The organism is Veillonella atypica KON (genome assembly GCF_002959915.1).
GTDB lineage: Bacteria > Bacillota > Negativicutes > Veillonellales > Veillonellaceae > Veillonella > Veillonella atypica.
This window is the reverse complement of record NZ_PPDE01000003.1, coordinates 186182-209169: the sequence shown is the minus strand read 5'-3', so window position 1 is coordinate 209169 and position 22988 is coordinate 186182. Positions and strand designations below refer to the sequence as shown.

The following is a 22988-nucleotide window of genomic DNA, read 5'->3' as shown; positions in this document are numbered from 1 at the left end:
TGGCCCCCTATCCAACAATCCGCAACAACATATTAATAAGTTGAGCAAAAATCGCATCAAATACATAAATGAGTAAAGCGATAAATATAGTTACCAAAAATACTACAATTGTGTAATTAATGAGCTCTTTTCTTGTTGGCCAGACTACTTTTTTCAGTTCAGCCTTTACGCCGCGGAAGAATTTACCAAATCCGCCACGTTGTTGTACTGCTGAGTTAGACTTTGCCATTTGTTCACATCCTCAAATCAACAGGTAATGAATGATAAGAATTATTTCGTTTCACGGTGTAATGTATGTTTACCGCAGAATTTGCAATATTTCATCATTTCAATACGATCAGGATTGTTTTTCTTATTCTTGTTCGTTTGGTAATTACGTTGTTTGCAATCTGTGCAAGCTAAAGTAATGGCATTACGCATCCGGACACACCTCGCTTTATATTTACTAATAAGTCTCTTGTACTCGAAAACGCTCGACTACATACTAATGAATAGTATCATATGTGTCTAGCAATGTCAAGATTTTGAGCAACTCAAAAAAGCCAGGCACATGTACCTGACAGAAATAGTATAACAAAAAATGGCGTTCCTTGTCTAGAACTTTACACAAAAATAGGACCCCTTACGGAGTCCTATTTATTACAAAGGCTACTAATTAACCTTCGATTTCAGTTACAACGCCAGCGCCTACTGTATGTCCACCTTCGCGGATCGCGAAACGAAGACCTTCTTCGATAGCGATTGGAGTAATCAATTCGATATTCATTGTTACGTTATCGCCAGGCATACACATTTCTACACCTTCAGGAAGGTTTACAACACCTGTTACGTCTGTTGTACGGAAGTAGAATTGTGGACGGTAGTTGGAGAAGAATGGAGTATGACGGCCACCTTCTTCTTTAGTCAATACGTATACTTCTGCTTTGAATTTTGTGTGTGGGTTGATGGAACCTGGTTTAGCCAATACTTGACCACGTTCGATGTCTTTACGGTCAACACCACGAAGCAATGCACCAACGTTGTCGCCTGCTACTGCAGAGTCCAAAGTTTTGCGGAACATTTCAAGACCAGTTACAACGTATTGTTCAGCTTTTTCTTTCAAGCCTACAACTTCTACTGTGTCGCCTACATTTACTTGACCACGTTCAACACGGCCAGTTGCTACTGTACCACGACCAGTGATTGTGAATACGTCTTCCACAGGCATCAAGAAAGGTTTGTCAGTATCACGAACTGGTGTTGGGATGTAGGAATCTACAGCTGCCATCAATTCGTCGATTTTAGCTACATATTGAGCGTCGCCTTCCAAAGCTTTCAAAGCGGAACCTACAATGATAGGTACTTCGTCGCCAGGGAATTCGTAGGAGGAAAGAAGTTCACGAACTTCCATTTCTACTAATTCGATCAATTCTTCGTCGTCAACCATGTCAGCTTTGTTCAAGAATACTACGATTGCAGGAACACCAACTTGGCGAGCCAACAAGATGTGTTCGCGAGTTTGAGGCATAGGGCCGTCAGCTGCGGAACATACCAAGATAGCGCCGTCCATTTGAGCCGCACCAGTGATCATGTTTTTAACATAGTCAGCATGGCCTGGGCAGTCAACGTGTGCATAGTGACGGTTTTCAGTTTCGTATTCAACGTGTGCAGTGTTGATTGTGATACCACGTTCACGTTCTTCTGGAGCTTTATCGATCATGCTGTAATCTTGGAAATCAGCTTGGCCTTTTTCAGCCAATACTTTAGTGATTGCAGCAGTCAAAGTAGTTTTACCATGGTCAACGTGACCGATAGTACCAATGTTAACATGCGGTTTCGTACGTTCAAATTTTTCTTTTGCCATTAGGATTATATCCTCCTTCACAAAAACAAAATACTTTTATAGTATTACTATAATATAATAACCTAATTTAATCAACGGAATATACATTCCTACAGATTATTATACCATAATACACAAATGTCAATAAACAAAAAATTACATCCTATTTCGAGGGATGTAATTAGTTATAATTATATTTTTATAGTAGATACAAAAAAATCCCCACCAATGTGAGGTTTAATGGTGGCGGCACACGGATTTGAACCGCGGACACACCGGGTATGAACCGATTGCTCTAGCCAACTGAGCTATGCCGCCATGTATGGAGCTAGTGACCGGGATTGAACCGGTGACCTTATCCTTACCAAGGATACGCTCTGCCGACTGAGCTACACCAGCACAATGAACGTTCACTTCACTGTGAAATTATGGTTGCGGGGACAGGACTTGAACCTGCGACCTTCGGGTTATGAGCCCGACGAGCTACCAACTGCTCCACCCCGCTATAAATGGTGGAGGGAGAAGGATTCGAACCTTCGAAGTCGAAGACGGCAGATTTACAGTCTGCTCCCTTTGGCCGCTCGGGAATCCCTCCATAAATAAAATGGAGCTGGCGATAGGAATTGAACCCACAACCTGCTGATTACAAGTCAGCTGCTCTACCTATTGAGCTACGCCAGCATCATTACGACAAGATGTATTGTATCATCTGCCACACTAAGTGTCAAGAACTTTTCAAAACTTTTTTGAAAGTTTTGTTCGTTCTTCGCAGTCACCCTTAGTGCTATATCAATATATCATGAAAGTTTTTCTGACGCAAGTATTTTTTTAGAATTTTTCCAACTTCATTTTTGCCTCATAGGAACTCACATCTAAACTCACATATATAAATAGATTATTGCTAGAATAGCAACTATAATTCGATAATATCCAAACGACGCCAACGAGGATCTATTTAGATACCACAAAAAGCCTTTTACCGTTATATATCCCACTATATATGATACGACGGTGCCAATGATAAACATAATGATATCATTTAATCCCAATGCATGTATGACACGCACTAAATCATACACACACACGATAATCATAACAGGCACAGCCATGATAAACGAAAAATCAGCTGCGGCCCTCCGTGTACAGCCGATAAGCATCCCCCCTGCAATGGTTGCGCCAGAGCGCGGAAATCCAGGCCATAGACAAAGCATTTGATATAGACCAATTTGAAAGCATTGATATATAGTCAAATTATTTACAGAATCCACCAATCGCCCAGATACTGTTCTTTTTTCCGCATAAATCATAAATATAGCACCTATAATAAGGCCTACTATAACGGGAATTGGTCCAAATAAATACTCTTTTATAATGTATTGCAATAGATATCCAGCCATTAATACGGGTAACATGCCCGCACTAATATGTAGCAAAGATACGCCGCGTGTTTTTATCCAATTTTTCCGTTTCAAAAAGCCGTTAAATGTACGTCTATAATGTGTATAAATAGCAAGGATGGCACCTATCTGAATAAACACTTCAAATACATCAGCATGTGTGCCTTCAAAATTGAGCATATGCCCAATAATAATCATATGACCTGTACTCGATACAGGAATACATTCTGTTATACCTTCTATAACACCTAAAATGAGGGCTATTACATATTGTTCCATGTCATTCACCTTCTTTCAAAATGTGGTCACAACGCATGGCAATATATAATGCCCTCATTAATTAATGTAACGCTAATTAATCAATAACCATAACACGCTCAGGTTTAGTGATTGTCACTACCGCATGTTTTGGATCATTATTGTGTTCTAAGTACAATTGATCACCTTCGAGATGACCACGCCAACCTACAACAATCGGATATGTTTTACTAATAGTCTTTAATAGTTCAAGAGGATTTAAATTTAATATCGGTGCAAACAATACATTAATACCATCGATAAGAACAACTTCTGTATCACTGCGACTTAATGCACGACGAATTACTTCTTCTGCAAGTTGTGGTCTTTCATCACGAGGTACTAACAAAAACTCTTCTTCAATAAGTTGTTTGGCTTCTAGATACTTCCACCCTTTTTGTTCTGATAATTCACGAATCAATAAACTTTTACCAGAACCTGGGCCACCAACGATAAACAATATGCGTTCATCATTATTTTGAATTTGTTCCCACCGTTCTTTCACATCTTGTACAGTAACCATATCCTTGCCTCCTCACATAAGATGACCTATTTAACAGGTCTGTCAGACAACATCACTGATTTGATATATTGATTTTTATCATCTAAGGCGAACTGCAAATAGGAATTATTCAACCTTGGATTTTTATATTCATATACCGTAGCCGTTCCCGTACTAGTTGTAGATTCAGCAATACGTGTCGGCATACCATATACAAAGAGCAATAAATATTTAGTATCACCCATAGCGATACCACGACGTGTTGGTGTGTAGACATTTAATAAAACGCGATTAATAAGCGAATTATCGTCAACACTAACACCATATTCATTATAGCCTATGAACGTAGACCCAAACAGCATTCCCTGTGTACGCCATTCACCATTTGCATCATTTACAAAATGCTGATTCAAATGCAATCCGCGTAGTACAAAGTCATCCTCAGTCAACTGACCGGCATGGAAGGAATACATAGGCGCCTTAGGCAATCCAAATCGAGACCATACTTGACCATCCAAAATATCAACAGCCTCTACCGTATTATTTTTAATGGTGAAAGCCACATAGAATTTTCCATTTTGAATAGTTTCTGGTAATTGGCTATTATTATTTGTATTCGCTACGGAAGAAGAAAATTCCTTTTTTTCTGACCATGAATTTTCGGAATGACCTTCATATAAGAAGATATATGACTCATCAGTCTGATTCCGCCACATCGCATTAGGGCTACCATAGGAGAAAATCATTTCCATACGAGAACTGCCTACTCCGATATCACGAATTGTAACCAATCCTTTATCAATAGTATGAAGATTAGTAATAGTACCAACAGGGAATAAATAGGTCGCACCTTGTCCACGCAACTGATTATCTACTAAACGCGATTTATCTGGGCCTGTATACACAGTTATATCTATATCTTTTTCATGATACGTTGTGAATACACCCTTCACCGTCTTTTGAGCAGATGGACTAGGTACATACACATCACCAACGCGATAAACCGGTCCAATACTTGTACCATCTTCAGACTCGGGCTTTTGAGCCAGACTATAGTCATCCTCATCACCAAGCGCTGGTAAATTATTAGACGTATAAGAACGTCCGATATCTGCTAGATTATTTTTTGAATCTTGTGGCATAACACCATCATTTTCACTAGCAGCTTGCCAATACTGTAAGGAGTCACCAAAAGCAGTGACAGCCAACTGTTCTGCTAACCAACCTGTTTTCGAAGATTCATCAGCAGCAGGAGCTTTCACAACAGCCACTGTATTTTTTACTTCCGGTATTGTTGGTCCTGCATCAACAGCCCCCACCGATGCGGTTCCTAAAGCACTTAACACTGCCATCGTCAATGCAGTACGAGATAACATATGTTTCATTAACGTTTCTCCATTTGTTCTCTAATCCATGTTAACCAAGGCGCCAATCCATCCTTAGCAGTACAGCTAATTTCAAATATATAGCCTTGAGGATTTAAATTACGAATATCTTTAATGGCTTTATCTTTATCGAATGGCACATATGGCAATAAGTCAATCTTATTGAGCAATATAGCTTTTGATTCCTTAAAAATAAGAGGATATTTCAAAGGCTTATCTTCACCTTCTGTAACAGATAAAACGGTAACCTTCATCGCCTCACCAATATCGAACTCAGCAGGGCATACTAGATTACCTACGTTCTCGATAATAATCATATCGAGTTCATCAAGATCTAAATCAGTTATAGCATCTTGAATCATATTAGCATCTAAATGGCAACCCCCAACGGTATTAATTTGTATAACAGGCACACCTAGGGCATGAATACGTTCTGCATCCTTAGATGTAAATAAATCACCTTCGATAACAGCTAATTTATAGTCTTTAACTAAATCTTGAAGTGTTGCTTCTAGCAAAGAGGTCTTTCCGGCCCCTGGAGAGCCCATTAGATTAAAGACAAATATATTTTTTTCTTTAAATACTTGTTGTAACGATGATGCAATGGCATCATTTTTCGCCAACACATTTGTTTTTACTTCTACTTGCATATATACCTCAATCTATATCAATAGATGTCACTTGTAATTCGCGACCACCTATAGTATTTACAAAATGGCTTTCACAATGAGGACAGATGAATTTGTAATCTTGTACATCAAATATCGTATCACAATCTAAGCATTGCCCTTTAATAGGAATCGTATGAATATCGATTTTTGAATGCTCTGCCGGAGTATTCTTTGTAACGGCATCCCAGCAGAATAAAAGTGCATCAGGTTCTACACCACTCATCAACCCCAAATCGAGTTGCACAGAATGAACGATAGACGCATCATTGTTTTTCATGGTCTCTAAGACAATATCTAATATACCCTCAGCGATTGACATTTCGTGCATGGTACGCCTCATAAACAGCTTCTAACATCATCGTAGTCGTAACAGAGCCCACACCACCTGGTACAGGTGTGATAGCCGAAGCTACCGTGCTCACCGCATCATAATCAACATCCCCTACTGTTTTTCCGTCTAATTCATTAATGCCTACATCGATAACAACAGCGCTAGCTTTCACCATGTCGGCCGTAATCATATGTGCTCGGCCCGCAGCAGCAATCACGATATCAGCTTGTTGTACATGGTGTGCTAAGTCAGCTGTACGAGAATGGCAAATAGAAACCGTAGCATGACGTTCAAGCACCATCAACGCTACCGGTTTGCCAATCACTTGACTACGACCAACAACGACCACATGTTTACCTTCTAAAGGAATACCATAATGATCCAAGATTGCTAGGCATGCCTTCGCAGTACAAGGTGCAAAACCACCTTTACCAGCTGTAACAAGACCGATGTTATAGGTAGTAAGACCATCGATGTCCTTCTTAGGATTCAATGCATCGATTAATTGCTCTGTATCAATTTGTTTTGGCATCGGCATGAGTGGCAATATGCCATGCACCGCATCATCATTATTCAAAGCCATCAATGCATCGTATACCTCTTGATGCGTAGCTGTACTTGGTAGTTGCTTACGCACGAAACCATAGCCAAAATTTTTGGCCGTTTTCTCCATGAAGTCCGCGTACATGTTAGCGCCATGATCATCACCAACGAGCAATACAGCCATTGTAATTGTACCGGACTCTAGACCAATCATCTTCTCTTGTAAAATCGCTTTATGTGCATCAGCCACCGCTTTACCACGTAATTCTATCATGTATATCTCCATTCATTATCTCAAGGATAAACTTCATATAAATTCATGTAAAAAGGTGCCTATAGAGGCACCTTTAGTTTTCTCTTATTCTATTATATAACGTTTTGTCTATAGTTGCAGTTACCTATCCTGCGACTAATGACTAAATTGAACCACAATAGGTGTACCAGGAGATACTACGGTTCCCGGTAATTGTTCCTGTGAAATCGCCTTACCAGTACCATCTGGTTTAAAGTATAAACCCGCAGTATGCAACCAATCACGTACCTCTCCAAATGTATAGCCTCTAAAGTCTGGCAATACTACATTGCCATCACCATTAGGTTTTACTGCTGGAAGTTTGGCCGCTGGTACAGCCGCTACAGTAGCGCCATCCTTAACGGAAGGTGACATTTGGTAATACCGCACTAATTGAGACACGATATTCTTAAATACTGGGGCCGCAATTTGACCACCATAGATAGAACCTTTTTTAGGATCATCGATGGCAACAAGAACAACAAATTTAGGATCTTCTACCGGACCAAAGCCTATAAAGGATGCGATATAACGTCCTGCTAAATAGCCGCCATTTTTGGTGTCTAACTTTTCAGCAGTCCCTGTTTTGCCTCCAAAGTGATAGCCTTCAACCATCGCTTTAGTACCGCCACCTTCAGATACTTCTTTTTCAAGAATATCCGCAATCGTTTTAGCCGTTTCTTCTGGTATTGGTTGCCCCACAACTTCAGGGTCAGTAGTACTAGTTACCTCGCCTTTTATATTGCTGTAAGATTTAACAATATGTGGTTTCATCATGCTACCACCATTAGCTATAGCGCCAAAAGCACGGACCATTTGCAATGGTGTTACCGCAATACCTTGACCGATGGACATGGTTGCTACATCAAGCTTACTCATATCATCAGGATTATATAAGATACCATCACCTTCACCAGGCAATTCAATACCTGTTTTAGAACCAAATCTATAGTTACGAACATATTTAGATAATATATCCGCGCCTGTAGTGGTACCAATTTCTGCCATACCTGTATTGATGGAGAACTTCAAAATATCGATCAATCGAACAGGACCATAGCCTTCACCATTCCAGTTTTGCATAACATGTCCATTGGCCACAAAGGAACCTTTGTCGTTATACACTTGGTCTAGTTTCCATTTACCTGATGCCAATGCAGCAGATGCAATAATCGGCTTAAATGTAGAACCTGGTTCATACAAATTTGTTACTGCAATATTCTTAAAATCTTCCTCTGAACCTTGACTATAATGATTTGGGTCATAGGTTGGGCGGTTCGCCATCGCCAAGATTTCACCCGTTTTAGGATCCATAACAATAACGCTAGCATGTTTAGCGCCTGTATCTTCCATGGCTTTATCGAGAGCACGTTCTGCTATAAATTGAATACTTGCATCAATCGTTAGTGTCACACTCTTACCCTTATCAGGTAAATATTTAGATAGTACGGAGCCAAAGATGGCATTCCCCTTTCTATCTGTTGCAACTAGTTCCTTTTGGATACCGCCCTTCAATTCATCATCTAGCACCATTTCAAGACCATCAAGGCCTTTATCATCGGTACCGACAAAGCCGAGCACTTGTGCGGCCAAATTACCATTAGGATAATATCGTTTAGACTCTTCTACAAAATTAAGACCTTCTAAATTTTTATCCTCAATCAATTGGGCTACCGCTTTCGACTTTTCTGGTTCCATCATACGGTCAATCCATACGAACGCAGTATCCTCTTGTAATGATTTCACAATGTCCTCTTTTGACATCGTCACATATGGCGCTATAAGTTCAGCAACTTCACTAGGCGATTGCTTAATCATCTTAGGATCCGCATATAGGGATTTTGTAACCACACTCATAGCCAATGGTCTTCCATTGCGGTCATAAATCGTACCGCGCGGAGATTGTAATTTTCTATCCACTTGCACTTGGCTCAAGTTCTTCGCCTGCAAATCAGACTTATCTATTATTTGTAAAAAGAATAAGCGCCCCACTAATACGACAGCAATACACAGTAATACGCGTACCGTATATTCAATTCGCTTATTATCATTCCCTGAAATATTCATTATGGTCTCCCACTCAATATATTACTTCGATGACCTCTGCAACTTATGGATAAGCGCTTCATATAAATCATCCGGTGTATTGTTAACGACACCATTTTGCACCTGTTGCATCAAATATTGTAACCCTTTCGCCACATTATCGCCACAGGCTTCTAGAACGCGGTTGTCATAGTTCAAATCTTTAGTATGTACAGGCATTTCTAGGCTTAAATCAGCCATGCATTCCCCGAACGCCAATGTACCATCAGTAACGGAATATGGCTTACCACAACCAAGGACATCGGCCGCACAAACCTTCGCCAATTGCAACCATGCTTCCCGCATACTTTGACTATCTCTAAACTCGCCACTTCGAATTTCCTTGCGCATCCATTTTTTCTCATCTGCCTCTTCATTTTGCACGAAGAAATGAAAGCGCATGTGATTTTTAACAATCCACGAAACGCGACTAGCAAATTTCTTATTATAGCCGAGACGAATCAATAGGTCATAGGCCATCTCTGCGCCTAGATTATCATGGCCTCGGTCGGTGTAGCGTCCATTGATAACTTGCCTAATGGTAGGCATTCCCTTTGCCACATCATGTAATAGGGCGCCCCAACGAAGGGTTAAATCAGGTTCCGTTTCTGAAACGACAGCCAATGTATGATACCATCCATCAAATTCGTGAAACGCCTTTTCTTGAGGCAATCCCACCAAATGATATAGCTCTGGCAATATAGGAACCTCTTTAATTGCCCCATTTTCAACGACGCGGCACGAACATTCTGCCAAGCGCGATTGGACGAGTACATCTAGCCCTTTTGCAACTGCTGGTTCCAATAATAACCGGTCTAATTCATTGCGCACTCGTTCTAGTGAAAGCCCCGATACACGATGAAACGCTTTAGGCATAGCCGCTAATAAGGCCTTATCAGGAAGAAAATCGAGTTTTGCAACGAATCGGCAAGCTCTAAATAATCGCAGTGCATCCTCTTGGAACCGTTCTGTTGGATTCCCGATGGTACGCAAAACCTTATGCTTAATATCTCGGCGTCCACCGACTAGGTCGATAACCTCTTTATAGCGATTGATTGCCATACCATTAACGGTAAAATCGCGACGTTTTACATCTTCTTCGAGCGTATCTGCATAGATGACTTCTTCAGGGCGATGGCTATCTGCTCCATATCGTTCCTTACGATACGTAGCCACTTCATAATGTTTTCCATCTACAATGGCCACTACCACACCGAAGGACTTACCTATGATGCCTGTGGTTTCAATATTCGCATCACCTAAAACAGAGATGACCTGTTCAGGTCGGGCAGATGTAACGATATCAAAATCGTGTGGCTTTACATGCATGAGCATATCTCGCACAGCGCCGCCAATAATGAAAGCCTCAAAGCCCGCTTCTTCTAAAATTGTCAGCAAACGTATAGCTTGTTCCATACATCTACCCTCCCTTCTATTTATCTTTTTATTGTACTACAAATAGGGTTATGAAAAAAGGCTCACATACTATAAGCACATTGCAGATTATGCTCATAATAGTGAACCTTTTGTATATATGTAATTATAGTGAACAAACTTTCTCCGCTATGGCAAGACCTGTTTGAGTGACGGCTAAGCCACCATCACTTGTTTCGCGAAGAGCTGCAGGCATAGCGCGGCCAATATTATTCATAGCCTCAATTACCTCATCGGTAGGAATTTGGCTTTCAATACCAGCTAAAGCAAGTTCAGCCGCTGTAATGGCATGAACGGCATACACGCCATTCCGTTTCACACAGGGCACCTCAACAAGACCTGCCACAGGATCACACGCAAGACCTAGTAAATTTTTCATACACAATGACACGGCATGCCCGACCTGACGAGCAGTACCGCCCATCATTTCTACAATGGCAGCTGCCGCCATACATGCAGCTGTACCAATCTCAGCTTGACAGCCACCGACCGCACCGGCTACACAAGCGCGATTAGCAACCACATTCCCTACGCCTGATGCGGCAAGGAATCCTTTCACCAAGACATCTCTATCTAGTTTGTATTGCTCAGCCACGGCTTGAATGGCGCCAGGCATAACGCCACAAGAACCCGCCGTTGGGCAAGCCACAATTCTGAACATTTTCGCATTAGCTTCGTTGACCGCAATAGCATAAGACATCGCCTTATAAGCAGTTTCACTCATGAATAATGGTTTCCGTTCCATTAAACGAGCCGCATCTCCACCAGACATATTGGATTGAGTCCGCTGTAAATGACGCATACCATCGTGAATGGAGGCCTCAAAAATACTTAATCGATGCTTAATTTCTTTAACGATTTCCTTTTCACTACGATCATACTGTTCTAGCTCACTGCGCATTACCACATCACCAAAAGATATGTTATTCTCTTCGCTAAGGCGGATAATATCAGCTATCGTTTCATATTCATAACTCATCATATCCTCCTATAGGGCCTCAAAGGTCATCACATCTTGGATGCCTGGGCATTCACGCATAAATTGTACTGTAATAGGGTTTACAACGGAATCTGTAGTAATTACCATAACCGCGTCCTTGTATTTACCCTTTCTAAACACGCGCATGGACGCAATGTTGATATCCGATTCACTCAAGGCCTGACTAATTAGAGAAATTGCACCAGGTCTATCCTCATGGAATACAACAAGGGTAAATTCATCGCCCGTAATGGACATATCATTGCCATCAACCTCGGTAATCATGATTTGACCACCACCAATCGAACGACCTACAACGGCCATATGACGATTATGGTCGCCGTATAAATCAAACTTAACTACATTCGGATGGCCTATATCGAGTGGTGATTCGATGAAAGTATAGTCTAAACCTGCTTCATCAGCGAGTTCCTTTGCATTGCGGATGCGTTTATCATCCTCTTTAAAGCCTAATAAACCACCTAATAAGGCACGATCTGTACCATGCCCCTTATATGTTTTTGCAAACGACCCATACAAGGTCATTTCAACCTTCTTCGGCGTATTCCCAAATATACAACGAGCCATCTTGCCAAGCCGTGCTGCACCAGCGGTATGCGAACTAGATGGGCCAATCATAACAGGGCCGATAATATCAAAAATACTGTTCATAATGAGCCTCTATGCATATATAAATAAAGATATAATCTAATTCTTATCTATAGTATAGCAATCAATATCGAGGCTTGTCTATATGCACAATAGAGGTATATTTGTCCACTTATGACAAACATACCTCTATTCCATTAATTAACTATTAATATAACTCAGCCAAGAAAATAATAGCAAATCCCCATAGTACAACCCCATATGTCGTATTTATTTTGACGACAAAAAAGGCTATACCATCCGAAGATGGCATAGCCTAATTTATATAGCAACAGCCCGAATCATATAAGAGAGAGGGGATTAAGGCCGCTGTTATCAGTTTTTAATCCGATTAGCCCAAGATAGCTTTCATATCAGCTTCTGGAGTTGTAATTGGATGTAATTGGAATTTTTCTACCAAAATGTTCAATACATTGCTGGAGAAGAATTTAGGCAAGGAAGGTCCGATGTAGATGTTGCGGATACCCAATGCCAACAATGTTAACAAGATACATACTGCTTTTTGTTCGTACCAGGACAATACCAATGTTAATGGCAAGTCGTTTACGTCACATTCAAATGCACCAGCCAAAGCTACTGCTACTTGAATAGCGGAGTAAGCATCGTTACATTGACCCATATCAAGGATACGAGGGATACCACCGATTTCACCGATGTTAAGGTCGTTGAAGCGGAATTTACCGCAAGCCAATGTCAATACTACAGTATCATCTGGAGTTTGTTTTACGAATTCTGTGTAGTAGTTACGGCCTACTTTAGCACCGTCACAACCACCAACTAAGAAGAAGTGTTTGATTGCGCCAGCTTTTACAGCGTCGATTACTTTATCAGCAATACCCAATACTGTACCGTGACCGAAACCAGTAGTTACTTCGTGACCACCGTTGATGCCAGTGAATTCTTGAGCTTCTTTGTAACCGCCCAATTCGATAGCGCGTTCAATAACAGCGGAGAAGTCTTTAGTGCCATCAGCTTTTTCTTCTACGTGTGCACAGCCGTCGAAACCTACCATATCTGTAGTGAAGATATTAGCTCTGTAGTTTTCTTTTGGTGGCATAATGCAGTTTGTAGTGAACAAGAATGCGCCAGGAACGTCAACGAATTCTTTTTGTTGATTTTGCCATGCAGTACCGAAGTTACCTTTCAATTGAGGATGTTTTTTCAATTCAGGGTAAGCGTGGCAAGGTAACATTTCACCATGAGTATAGATGTTTACACCTTTACCATCAGTTTGTTCCAACAATTGATTCAAGTCGTGAAGGTCATGACCAGTTACAACGATGAAAGGACCTGGTTCTACAGTCAAAGGTACTGTAGTTGGTACTGGAGTACCATATGTTTCAGTATTAGCTTTATCAAGAATAGCCATGCATTTCAAGTTGATTTGACCGAATTCCATCAACAAGTTCAACCATTCTTCAGCACTGTGGTCTTTAGCAAATTCTACCATACCTTTGATGAACCAAGCATCAACTTCAGGATCATGGAAACCAAGGCGTGCAGCATGCCATGCATACGCAGCCATACCACGCATACCTAACAATAATGTGGAACGAAGGGATACGATATCTTCTTCACCTTTCCACAATTGTTCCCAATCGAAGTTTTGAGCTGCGCTATCGATTTTTGCATGATAAGCGTTTACTTCGTCGATGAATTCTTGAACGCGGTCTTCAGAGAAGTTTACGTTTGTTACACACATGAACAAACCGCGCATTAAATAGTCAACGCCTTCTTTAGTTTGGCCTTTTACGTCTAAAGCGCGTGCTAAACCAACTAAAGCAGCAGTTAATTCGTCTTGTAAATTAGCAACTGGTGCAGTTTTACCACATACACCTTGTACAGTACAGCCGCCTGGTGCTGCAGATTGTTCGCATTGATAACAGAACATGCTCATTTAAATCCTCCTTTGCGAGACTTTCTCGCATTCAAGCTAGATAATATAAAACCTATACATTACACTGATGAATTATCAGGTATCTGATTGATTACATTGAAAGTATAACGTAAAGGTGATACAATTTCTGTAGCTTGAGCAACAATAAAAAAACTTTTTCAAAAATTTCCTGACTCTTCTTTTGGAACAGGCTGCTCACAAGAGCATATATAATTATTTTACAATACTCATTACAAATTACCTATAAAAAGCATCACACTATACGATGTATAATTCGGGCTAAAATAGCTATATACTATATTAGGAGGCACACATGATTAAACAAGTTCTATCCGATGACATTATCAAACAATACTTACCAATCTTAACAGCTTGTCCTCTATTCAATACATTGGGTATACCAGAATTAACGAGCTACTTACATAATGCAAAAGTAATTATAAAGAATTATAAAAAGAACGACTTTATCGCTATTTCAGGAGATCCTATGGAAGGAATTGGCGTTATCTTGGAAGGCAGTGCTCTTCTTACGCGTGAAAATGTGCTAGGCCAACGAGTTATCATGGCCAATTTAGAGGCATCCTCTATTTTTGGGGAAGCCTTGCTATTTAGTAAGCATCCACTTTGGCCAGCCACCATAAAAGCATTAAAGCCAACAAAAATTATGTTTATACCACTCGAAACATTTATCGAAACATTACCGGATTGCCATCAATGCCAAACCAAAATCCTTTCTAATCTATTAGAGGATTTATCGGAAAAAGCATTGCTTCTTACCAAAAAAGTTCATTATTTAACATTAAAGGGCATGCGTGAAAAAATTTACGCATATCTTACAGATATATACACGATGCAACACAGTGAAAAACTGGTGTTACCTCATAATCGCGAACAAATGGCGGAAGCCCTCAACGTTTCACGTACTGCGTTAAGCCGTGAACTTGGAAGATTGCGCGACGAGGGTATCATTGAAATCAATGGCCGCCATGTGACATTATTAGACCCTCAACAAATTGTAGAATTTGGATTTAACAATTAAATACAGCGTGTACGCAACACAAAACCGCCTAGGCATAGCCTTAGGCGGTTTATTGTATATATGTATAGAATTAGAACCAATGAGATAAATCAAATTCTTCCCCAATGGTTGCTTTCACATGAGCTCGACCTAAATAGAGACCAAGTAATGTAAGAGAAATAGAACACATAGGACTTTCATCATAGACGCGAGCCAAATCAGAAAGAACCGGACTAATATCGTCCATGATTTGACGAGCCTCTTCCCCTCTAAATGCAGTAGGTTTACTCTTCATCAAAGCTATGAGATCACGTTGCACCATTGGATCAGAGATACGAGCCTCTCTAAAGAAGCGTTGTGCCAAGGATTCATCGACGACAGCCAATTTATAAAGATTAGAGTTTAGGCTGCGCACCACAAATCGTGGATCTACGCCGCGGCCATCAGTAGCACGGAATAACTCTTCCTTTGTAAAGCCACGATAGTTAAATACAAACGGATAGGAATTACTCAATAATTGCGTCAATGTTACGGACTCACGTTCTTGCTGAGTACAACGTAAATAATCTAGCTGACGATAAAACGATGAGTCATGAGGCAAATCCGAAATAAATGGTTCGATATATTTTTCCACATAATGTTGGAAATGAATACGTCCATAGTTATTAGAATTACGAGAGTATTGTAATAATAATGTTAACGCCATCACTTGAAAGTGTCCTAATGTAAGATGGGGCAAAACGCGCAATGCATCAAAAGCTACCAAGTACGGTGTACTCGACTTAGGCGATTGAACCACATCGGAAAAGGCTTCTAGCGCAGCTGTTTTCATCCAAGTCGTTGGAGATCCTGCATAGGCTTTTTGCATAGCCAATAATGCTTCTTGAATTACGATATTTTGCAATAGTAATTTGACTTCGCTTAATTTCGTAATGCCTAAAACGGCTAATGCATCCCGCGTAATATCTGCAACGAATTGCATAGCATCACCATGAACGACACCGAAAGCATGAGCAAATGGTTCAATTGCAAGGGCTACGCGTTTATCCTCTTGTGCAGCCTGTGCCCATGGACCAATTGGTTCTGGCTCATCCTCTTCTTTGTTGGATAAATGTTCATTAATTTCATCGGCATTAAACATGCGTGTTTCTTCTAATGCAGAGGGACCTTGTGGATTTACAACTTCACTATTTTCACTGCCAAACATCTGCGTTGCATCAGCATCAAAGCATCGTGTTTCGTCCATTACATCAGGAGACTCGCCTAATGCAATAGTATCCTCTGTAGAAGATTCAACAGCAGGAATTTCCATCGTTTTTTCTGTATCAGTCACTGCATCAATAGGTTCTGCAACAACGGGTTCTGTAACAATAGGTTCTGCGGTAACAGAATTCTCAAAATCATGTTGTTCTACAGGATTATGTAATTGAATAGCATCCTTACTAATAGATGTTCGTTCATCAACATGAGCCTCGTATACATCAACACCATCATGTGTTTCCCGAGGTGTTATATGAACCTTCTCTTGTTCATACAAACGCCCTGGACGTGATGTTTTTGGAGGCTTTGATATTACAGAATGCGCGTCACTGTTACTTTCACTTTTATTAAATACCGCATAGCATACTCCAAAGAAACCAAGTACGACAACGGCCAATACGACATATGGGATAAACGTTGACATTACATTCTCCTCTTATAATAATGCGTCATTATATACCGCACGGATACCGCCGATACTCTTAGGGCGAACACGACAAGCTGTCACATGAGCTTCCCCAATTTCTTTTAAGCTTAATCGTACAGGAACCGTTACATGTTTCATATGCATACCAATGAAAGTATCTCCTATATCGATTCCCGCATCTGCTTGTATAAATTCAACAATTACAGGATCCTTAAAGCGGTTATACGCAGTCATAGCCATAGCGCCACCAGCATGCAATTGAGGAACAACATTACATTCCTCTTCCCAAGTCATAGCCTCACGTTCCATTACAAGGGCTCTATTTAAATGTTCACAACATTGTACAGCAAGATATAAACCTCGTTCGCTAACGGCTTTATAAATCTCATCAAATACAACAGCTGCTACATCCTCATGAGAATCAGTGCCAATCTTTTTACCACAAATCTCACTTGTAGAACATCCCACTACAAATAGCTGTCCTTCGTGTACCTTTGCTACTGTTAAGAGTTCTTCCATAGCAGTATGTACTTCTTGTCTAATTGTTTCAATAGAATGCATGATATCGCCCCTTTTTAATATTCAAATCTATAAATATATTATCATAAATTATATGTCTTTTATAGACCAAACTATAGGACATATGCGTGAAATTATTATGATAAATTAATCTATTGTATATGTTACTAGTTTGAAATACAAAAAAGAGGCTCGCTAAAGCAAGCCTCTTCCAATCACTCAGTGGTGATATTAGATTTTTCTGTAAGGTTTTTGGCCTTGTTCGTAGAAGTTGTTACCTTCAGTATCGCCAACTACGATGCAAGGGAAATCTTCAACTGTCAATTCAGCCAAAGCTTCTGGACCAAGTTCACCATAAGCAAGTACTTCGTATTTTTTGATGGATTTTGCAATCAATGCTGCAGCGCCACCAACTGCTGCGAAGTATGTGCAACCATTTTTCTTCATGGATTCAACTACTTCTGGTTTACGGGAACCTTTACCAATCATGCCTTTGATACCTTGGTCAAGCATTGTTGGTGTGTAAGCATCCATACGACCGGAAGTTGTAGGACCAGCGGAACCAATTGGATCACCAGGTTTTGCAGGTGTTGGTCCAAGATAATAAACGAATTTATTTGTCCAGTCGATTGGTAATTTTTCACCACGCGCTAAAGCTTCAGTCATAACTTTATGAGCAGCGTCACGAGCGGAGTAAATTTTACCAGTGATAAGAACGCTATCACCAACTTTTAATTTGCGGGAAAACTCTTCATTATATTCTTCAGTATTAATGCGAATTGATTCAGCCATTGTTTTTACCTCCTATCGATTAAAGTACTACGTGAGCATGACGAGCAGCATGGCACATGATAGTAACTGCAACAGGAAGACCTGCGATGTGAGTTGCACCCCATTCGATGTTTACACCGATACAAGTTGTAGTGCCACCCAATTGTGGTCCAATACCAGTTTTGTTAACCATTTCCATGATTTCTTCTTCTAATTTTGCATAGTCTGCATCTTTATGAGGTACGCTAATGTCACGAAGCAACGCTTTTTTGGACATAACAGCTGCTTGGTCCATAGTACCGCCAATACCAATGCCGAGTACAATTGGAGGGCATGGGTTAGGACCTGCATGTTTTACGATTTCAAGGACTGCATTTTTAACGCCTTCCACACCATCAGCAGGTACGAGCATAGCTACATCGGATTTATTTTCAGAACCGAAACCTTTTAATTCTACTTGAATATCTACTTTATCGCCAGGAACGATTTCAGTATAGATGATTGCAGGTGTGTTATTTTGTGTATTTTTACGATTGAACAATGGTTCAGCTACAACGGATTTACGAAGATAACCTTCAACATAACCAGCTGCAACACCAGCATTGATAGCTTCTGTAAGATCACCACCAACGAAATGAACATCTTGACCAACTTTTAAGAATACCATAGTCATACCAGTATCTTGGCAGTATGGACGATCTTCAGCATCAGCAATTTCTGCATTTTTGATGATTTGATCGAGAACGATGCAACCAACTGGAGACTCTTCTGTTTCACGGCCTTTTTTCAAGCCTTCATAGATGTCTTTTGGCAAGTGGTAAGCTGCGTCCATACACATTTGACGGACTGTTTTTGTGATTTCAGATACTTGAATCTCGCGCAAGATAATCCCTCCTCAGGAAAATAATTAGATATTAACTCTAATACAATGAGATACATTTATTCTCAAAGTGTTAAGCTAAGATTAACTCTATGACTCCATACTAGCACACTACCGAAGGCCTTTCAACGCTTTACCTATACAGTTTTCTCAATGAAATTTATCGATTTGATAATTATTTTCAATGATTAATTATACCTTTTTTATGCACTTTGATAATATTAAAAATAGTAGCTTAACTCTAATAAAAGGCTATATAACTGTAATAAATATCACATTATATTATTGTATATGGTTCGTTTCCAATCAATATGTGTTCTAACCATAAAATATATTGCTTTCTTTAATGAGATTATCTATCATTTTTATATAAAAAGATTTTAATTATGAGTATGTATAACGATTATCTTCAATACAATTAATTTACTAACTCCCCTATTCATCAAGGAGTTCATATACACAAAAACACGCTTAATTAGTGGATTTCTCACCAATATATATAATTATCGTTTTTTATGACTATCTCATCAAATTATTTTATCATTCCTCAAGCTCTGTCTATTATGTGTTTTAGTTATAGCATATGCTAAAAATTTTTAACTTTTTATAACATTTCCCCTTGCTATTATCGATATGTTCCTTTATAATAATCACTATATTATTCCTCGATAGCTCAGTTGGTAGAGCAATCGGCTGTTAACCGATCGGTCGTAGGTTCGAGTCCTACTCGGGGAGCCAATATTGGCCCGTTGGTCAAGCGGTTAAGACACCGCCCTTTCACGGCGGTATCCCGGGTTCGATTCCCGGACGGGTCACCACATGGACGATTAGCTCAGCTGGGAGAGCGCCTGCCTTACAAGCAGGATGTCGGCAGTTCGATCCTGTCATCGTCCACCACAGTAAGAAGCAAGCTGACGCTTGCTTCTTTTTTATTGCAACTATGGTATACTGTAAGATATAGTTTTGATTATATTTATATCAAGGAGAGTCGAATATGAACTTTAGAGAAGCAACCATGCGTATCAGTTTTTGTCTCGCCTTAGCATTTGTTTCAACTTTTACAATCGCTAATGCAGCAAATGTAGATGCTCAAACTACAAAAGCCCGTTCTATTCCTATTGCGCCAGTAAAGATCATCCCTGATCCTGGCACTATCAAAACGTCGCCGATTCAAATTACTTCGACCACGTCAAATACACCATCTACAGTGGGAAAGGCTAACTACGATGGCCATTTAGACAATTTCCCATCTCGCAAGGTAACACTTGTAGTACCAACAACATTGCGCAATGAAAATACGGCTGCCTTTGGTAAATATTTATCCGATTCAGTGGCAAATGTCTTGCGCTATCCATACTATGATACAACCGTAGTAAGCACCAACACACCATTAGCACAAATCACAGCCGTTGATTTAGCCGAAGTGGCAGCATCACAACATTCCGAAATTGTCATTATGCCTGTGCCAATGCAAGACATATATGTACAATTACCAACGTCCTATCTCAGCCAATACTATCATGATGATAGCGACGACATTCACATTCAAGCTAAAGTATCTGCTATGATTTATTTCTACGATACTAATGAAGGTATCGTTCACACCATCCGTAGTGGTTTTAACCAAATCGATGATACCTTGACTATGCCAACACATAAATCCATATGGAATAAAGTCATAAAAGACTTACTTGAACAATTACCATATAAACGTGTTCCAACAGATCGAGATCGTTATCAAGCTCCTGGTATTAATGCAGAAATGCCAGTTGTTCCAGACTATGAATTTCAAGTAGAACAACCAAAAAATACAGCTTACTCACTAAAAGGTGTTAGTGTATTATAATTCAAAACAATGCAACAGCAAAAGGGTGCCACCCACATGGGTGACACCCTTTTTGCGTATACAAGCAAATAAGGAGTACTACAAGAGTACTCCTTATTTACCAAGGCTATATCAATGTATAACTACTATATGCGTTGTGTTACCTTTAAACGAAGTAATGCCCGAGCTAAGGCGAGTTCAGCACGCTCTACATCTATATCAGGTGTAGGATTAGACAAACGGCCTTCAGCGCGTTCTTTTGCTCGTTTCGCGCGATCGATATCGATGGTTTCTGGGCTTTCACAATTAGGTGTTACAATGCTCACCTTGTTGTGTTCAATTTCAACAAAGCCCCCGAAAACAGCAAATGTATGCTGTTGTCCATCAGGATTATCGACACGTAAAGGGGCTATATCGAGGGCAATAATCATAGGTGCATGATTAGGCAATACACCAAATTCGCCATCGATAGCATGCCCTACGAAAAAGTCAGCCTTACCATCATATACAATCGCATCAGGTGTTATTATCGTTAGGGTCATAGGTTCCGCCATGGATTATTCCCCCTTCTCTTGCATTTCCTTTGCTTTTGCAACGGCTTCATCAATGGTACCAACCATATAGAATGCGCCTTCTGGTAAATCATCATGTTTACCATCAAGGATTTCTTTAAAGCCACGCAATGTTTCTTGCAATGGTACATATTTACCAGGAGAACCGGTAAATACTTCTGCTACGAAGAATGGTTGACTCAAGAAACGTTGGATTTTACGAGCTCGAGATACAGTTAACTTATCTTCATCAGATAATTCTTCCATACCTAGAATTGCGATGATATCTTGTAAGTCGCGATATTTTTGCAACACTTCTTGAACGCCACGAGCCACGTTATAATGTTCATCCCCAAGTACATGAGGGTCCAAAATACGGCTTGTAGAATCAAGTGGATCTACGGCAGGATAAATACCAAGTTCCGCGATGGAACGAGACAATACTGTTGTTGCATCCAAGTGAGCAAATGTAGCTGCTGGTGCAGGGTCAGTCAAGTCATCGGCAGGTACGTATACGGCTTGTACAGACGTAATGGAACCTTCTTTTGTAGATGTAATACGTTCTTGTAAAGCACCTACGTCATTTGCCAATGTAGGTTGATAACCTACAGCAGATGGCATACGACCTAAAAGAGCAGATACTTCGGAACCAGCTTGAATAAAACGGAAGATGTTATCGATAAACAAGAGCACGTCTTGTTTCTTCACATCACGGAAATATTCAGCCATTGTAAGACCTGTCAAACCAACGCGCATACGAGCCCCTGGTGGCTCATTCATTTGTCCATATACCAAGGCTGTTTTATTAATAACGCCGGATTCCTTCATTTCGTTCCAAAGGTCATTACCTTCACGAGTACGTTCACCTACGCCAGAGAATACGGAATAGCCACCATGTTCTGTGGCAACATTGTGAATCAATTCCATAATCAATACAGTTTTCCCTACGCCGGCACCGCCGAACAAACCGATTTTACCACCTTTTACGTATGGTGCGATCAAGTCTACGACTTTGATACCCGTTTCAAGAATTTGTGTATCTGGTGAAAGGTCATCAAATTTAGGTGCTGGACGATGGATAGGCCACATTTCATCTGCTACTACAGGAGCTGAATCATGGTCTACGGTTTCACCCAACACATTAAAGATACGACCCAATACGCCTTCACCAACCGGTACGGAGATTGCAGCACCAGTGTCTTCTGCTTCCATACTACGGGTCATACCATCAGTAGAACTCATAGCAACGCAACGAACCATATCGTCCCCTAAGTGTTGCATAACTTCTACTACAATTTTTTGTCTATCGTGCGCTTTATGGTCATGGTAGATGTGAATGGCGTTATAGATAGCTGGTAAATGACCAGCTTCAAAACGCACGTCTACAACTGGGCCGATGACCTGCACCACTTTCCCAATATTATTACTCATTA

General features: G+C 40.3%; 22 protein-coding genes and 8 tRNA genes. 5 read left to right on the top strand and 25 right to left on the bottom strand.

The genetic code is table 11. The features are described from left to right. Positions 1-7: 7 nt before the first annotated feature. The 19 genes from secE to hcp all read right to left on the bottom strand — a co-directional run bounded on the left by secE (position 8) and on the right by hcp (position 14304). A complete protein-coding gene (secE, locus tag VAHSUH02_RS01925; RefSeq protein ID WP_005377007.1) occupies positions 8-229 on the bottom strand; it encodes a preprotein translocase subunit SecE in 222 nt (73 codons plus the stop codon). 41 nt (positions 230-270) lie between these two features. Further along, a complete protein-coding gene (rpmG, locus tag VAHSUH02_RS01920; RefSeq protein WP_004693530.1) occupies positions 271-420 on the bottom strand; it encodes a 50S ribosomal protein L33 in 150 nt (49 codons plus the stop codon). Between the two features lie 235 nt (positions 421-655). Beyond that, positions 656-1843 (bottom strand): elongation factor Tu, encoded by a 1188-nt coding sequence (tuf, locus tag VAHSUH02_RS01915; RefSeq protein WP_005377009.1) that lies wholly within the window; start codon positions 1841-1843, stop codon positions 656-658. 220 nt (positions 1844-2063) lie between these two features. After that, positions 2064-2140, bottom strand: a tRNA-Met gene (locus VAHSUH02_RS01910). Between the two features lie 5 nt (positions 2141-2145). Then, positions 2146-2221, bottom strand: a tRNA-Thr gene (locus VAHSUH02_RS01905). A 30-nt stretch (positions 2222-2251) separates the two neighbouring features. Beyond that, positions 2252-2327 (bottom strand) — tRNA-Met (locus tag VAHSUH02_RS01900). 5 nt (positions 2328-2332) lie between these two features. Next, positions 2333-2417 (bottom strand) — tRNA-Tyr (locus VAHSUH02_RS01895). A gap of 10 nt (positions 2418-2427) precedes the next feature. After that, a tRNA-Thr gene (locus VAHSUH02_RS01890) sits at positions 2428-2503 on the bottom strand. A 197-nt stretch (positions 2504-2700) separates the two neighbouring features. Next, positions 2701-3498 (bottom strand): undecaprenyl-diphosphate phosphatase, encoded by a 798-nt coding sequence (locus tag VAHSUH02_RS01885; protein WP_105112034.1) that lies wholly within the window; start codon positions 3496-3498, stop codon positions 2701-2703. A 76-nt stretch (positions 3499-3574) separates the two neighbouring features. Next, entirely contained in the window at positions 3575-4039 is a 465-nt protein-coding gene (gene brxF / locus VAHSUH02_RS01880) for a BREX-3 system P-loop-containing protein BrxF (protein WP_005377114.1), read from the bottom strand. A gap of 26 nt (positions 4040-4065) precedes the next feature. Next, positions 4066-5403 (bottom strand): hypothetical protein, encoded by a 1338-nt coding sequence (locus VAHSUH02_RS01875; RefSeq protein ID WP_005383922.1) that lies wholly within the window; start codon positions 5401-5403, stop codon positions 4066-4068. Next, on the bottom strand, positions 5403-6053 hold the full coding sequence (gene hypB / locus VAHSUH02_RS01870) for a hydrogenase nickel incorporation protein HypB (protein WP_005377062.1): 651 nt from the start codon (positions 6051-6053) through the stop codon (positions 5403-5405). Before hypB ends, VAHSUH02_RS01875 begins: the two co-directional genes overlap by 1 nt. A 7-nt stretch (positions 6054-6060) precedes the next feature. Continuing rightward, complete coding sequence (locus VAHSUH02_RS01865) at positions 6061-6402, bottom strand: hydrogenase maturation nickel metallochaperone HypA/HybF (protein ID WP_038148934.1); 342 nt, start codon at positions 6400-6402, stop codon at positions 6061-6063. Then, positions 6380-7222 (bottom strand): bifunctional 5,10-methylenetetrahydrofolate dehydrogenase/5,10-methenyltetrahydrofolate cyclohydrolase, encoded by an 843-nt coding sequence (locus tag VAHSUH02_RS01860; RefSeq protein WP_038148936.1) that lies wholly within the window; start codon positions 7220-7222, stop codon positions 6380-6382. The genes VAHSUH02_RS01865 and VAHSUH02_RS01860 overlap by 23 nt, the downstream gene beginning before the upstream one ends. A 135-nt stretch (positions 7223-7357) precedes the next feature. Continuing rightward, positions 7358-9307, bottom strand: coding sequence for a penicillin-binding protein (locus VAHSUH02_RS01855; RefSeq protein WP_005383931.1), 1950 nt, complete (start codon positions 9305-9307; stop codon positions 7358-7360). A 21-nt stretch (positions 9308-9328) separates the two neighbouring features. Beyond that, complete coding sequence (locus tag VAHSUH02_RS01850; RefSeq protein ID WP_005383938.1) at positions 9329-10741, bottom strand: CCA tRNA nucleotidyltransferase; 1413 nt, start codon at positions 10739-10741, stop codon at positions 9329-9331. 124 nt (positions 10742-10865) lie between these two features. After that, positions 10866-11738, bottom strand: a complete 873-nt coding sequence (gene sdaAA, locus VAHSUH02_RS01845; protein ID WP_016476490.1) for an L-serine ammonia-lyase, iron-sulfur-dependent, subunit alpha — start codon at positions 11736-11738, stop codon at positions 10866-10868. Between the two features lie 9 nt (positions 11739-11747). Then, entirely contained in the window at positions 11748-12410 is a 663-nt protein-coding gene (gene sdaAB / locus VAHSUH02_RS01840) for an L-serine ammonia-lyase, iron-sulfur-dependent subunit beta (RefSeq protein WP_005383948.1), read from the bottom strand. A gap of 328 nt (positions 12411-12738) precedes the next feature. Then, complete coding sequence (gene hcp / locus VAHSUH02_RS01835; protein WP_005377073.1) at positions 12739-14304, bottom strand: hydroxylamine reductase; 1566 nt, start codon at positions 14302-14304, stop codon at positions 12739-12741. 313 nt (positions 14305-14617) lie between these two features. On the opposite strand from hcp, the gene VAHSUH02_RS01830 reads away from it, so the two are divergent. Then, the gene (locus VAHSUH02_RS01830; RefSeq protein WP_005379849.1) at positions 14618-15343 is read left to right on the top strand and encodes a Crp/Fnr family transcriptional regulator; all 726 of its coding nucleotides are present in this window, start codon (positions 14618-14620) and stop codon (positions 15341-15343) included. 70 nt (positions 15344-15413) lie between these two features. On the opposite strand, the gene VAHSUH02_RS01825 is transcribed toward VAHSUH02_RS01830, so the two are convergent. The 4 genes from VAHSUH02_RS01825 to VAHSUH02_RS01810 form a co-directional block, all read right to left on the bottom strand. Further along, positions 15414-17006 (bottom strand): LPO_1073/Vpar_1526 family protein, encoded by a 1593-nt coding sequence (locus tag VAHSUH02_RS01825; protein ID WP_005379852.1) that lies wholly within the window; start codon positions 17004-17006, stop codon positions 15414-15416. A 12-nt stretch (positions 17007-17018) separates the two neighbouring features. Then, the gene (locus tag VAHSUH02_RS01820) at positions 17019-17570 is read right to left on the bottom strand and encodes a TIGR01440 family protein (RefSeq protein WP_005377059.1); all 552 of its coding nucleotides are present in this window, start codon (positions 17568-17570) and stop codon (positions 17019-17021) included. 189 nt (positions 17571-17759) lie between these two features. Beyond that, entirely contained in the window at positions 17760-18320 is a 561-nt protein-coding gene (locus VAHSUH02_RS01815; protein ID WP_005377058.1) for a Fe-S-containing hydro-lyase, read from the bottom strand. A gap of 19 nt (positions 18321-18339) precedes the next feature. After that, entirely contained in the window at positions 18340-19182 is an 843-nt protein-coding gene (locus tag VAHSUH02_RS01810; protein ID WP_005377154.1) for a fumarate hydratase, read from the bottom strand. A 659-nt stretch (positions 19183-19841) separates the two neighbouring features. Between VAHSUH02_RS01810 and VAHSUH02_RS01805 the strand changes: the two genes are divergently transcribed. The 4 genes from VAHSUH02_RS01805 to VAHSUH02_RS01790 all read left to right on the top strand — a co-directional run bounded on the left by VAHSUH02_RS01805 (position 19842) and on the right by VAHSUH02_RS01790 (position 21025). Continuing rightward, positions 19842-19917, top strand: a tRNA-Asn gene (locus VAHSUH02_RS01805). Between the two features lie 5 nt (positions 19918-19922). After that, positions 19923-19997 (top strand) — tRNA-Glu (locus VAHSUH02_RS01800). A 3-nt stretch (positions 19998-20000) separates the two neighbouring features. Further along, positions 20001-20076, top strand: a tRNA-Val gene (locus VAHSUH02_RS01795). 97 nt (positions 20077-20173) lie between these two features. Further along, positions 20174-21025 (top strand): hypothetical protein, encoded by an 852-nt coding sequence (locus VAHSUH02_RS01790; protein ID WP_005377182.1) that lies wholly within the window; start codon positions 20174-20176, stop codon positions 21023-21025. Positions 21026-21150: 125 nt separating this feature from the next. Here the strand turns inward: VAHSUH02_RS01790 and atpC are convergent, their stop codons facing one another. Together atpC and atpD are read right to left on the bottom strand one after the other, a co-directional pair. Further along, positions 21151-21558, bottom strand: a complete 408-nt coding sequence (gene atpC / locus VAHSUH02_RS01785) for an ATP synthase F1 subunit epsilon (protein WP_005377150.1) — start codon at positions 21556-21558, stop codon at positions 21151-21153. 3 nt (positions 21559-21561) lie between these two features. Continuing rightward, entirely contained in the window at positions 21562-22986 is a 1425-nt protein-coding gene (gene atpD, locus VAHSUH02_RS01780; protein ID WP_005383952.1) for a F0F1 ATP synthase subunit beta, read from the bottom strand. Between the last annotated feature and the right edge of the window lie 2 nt (positions 22987-22988).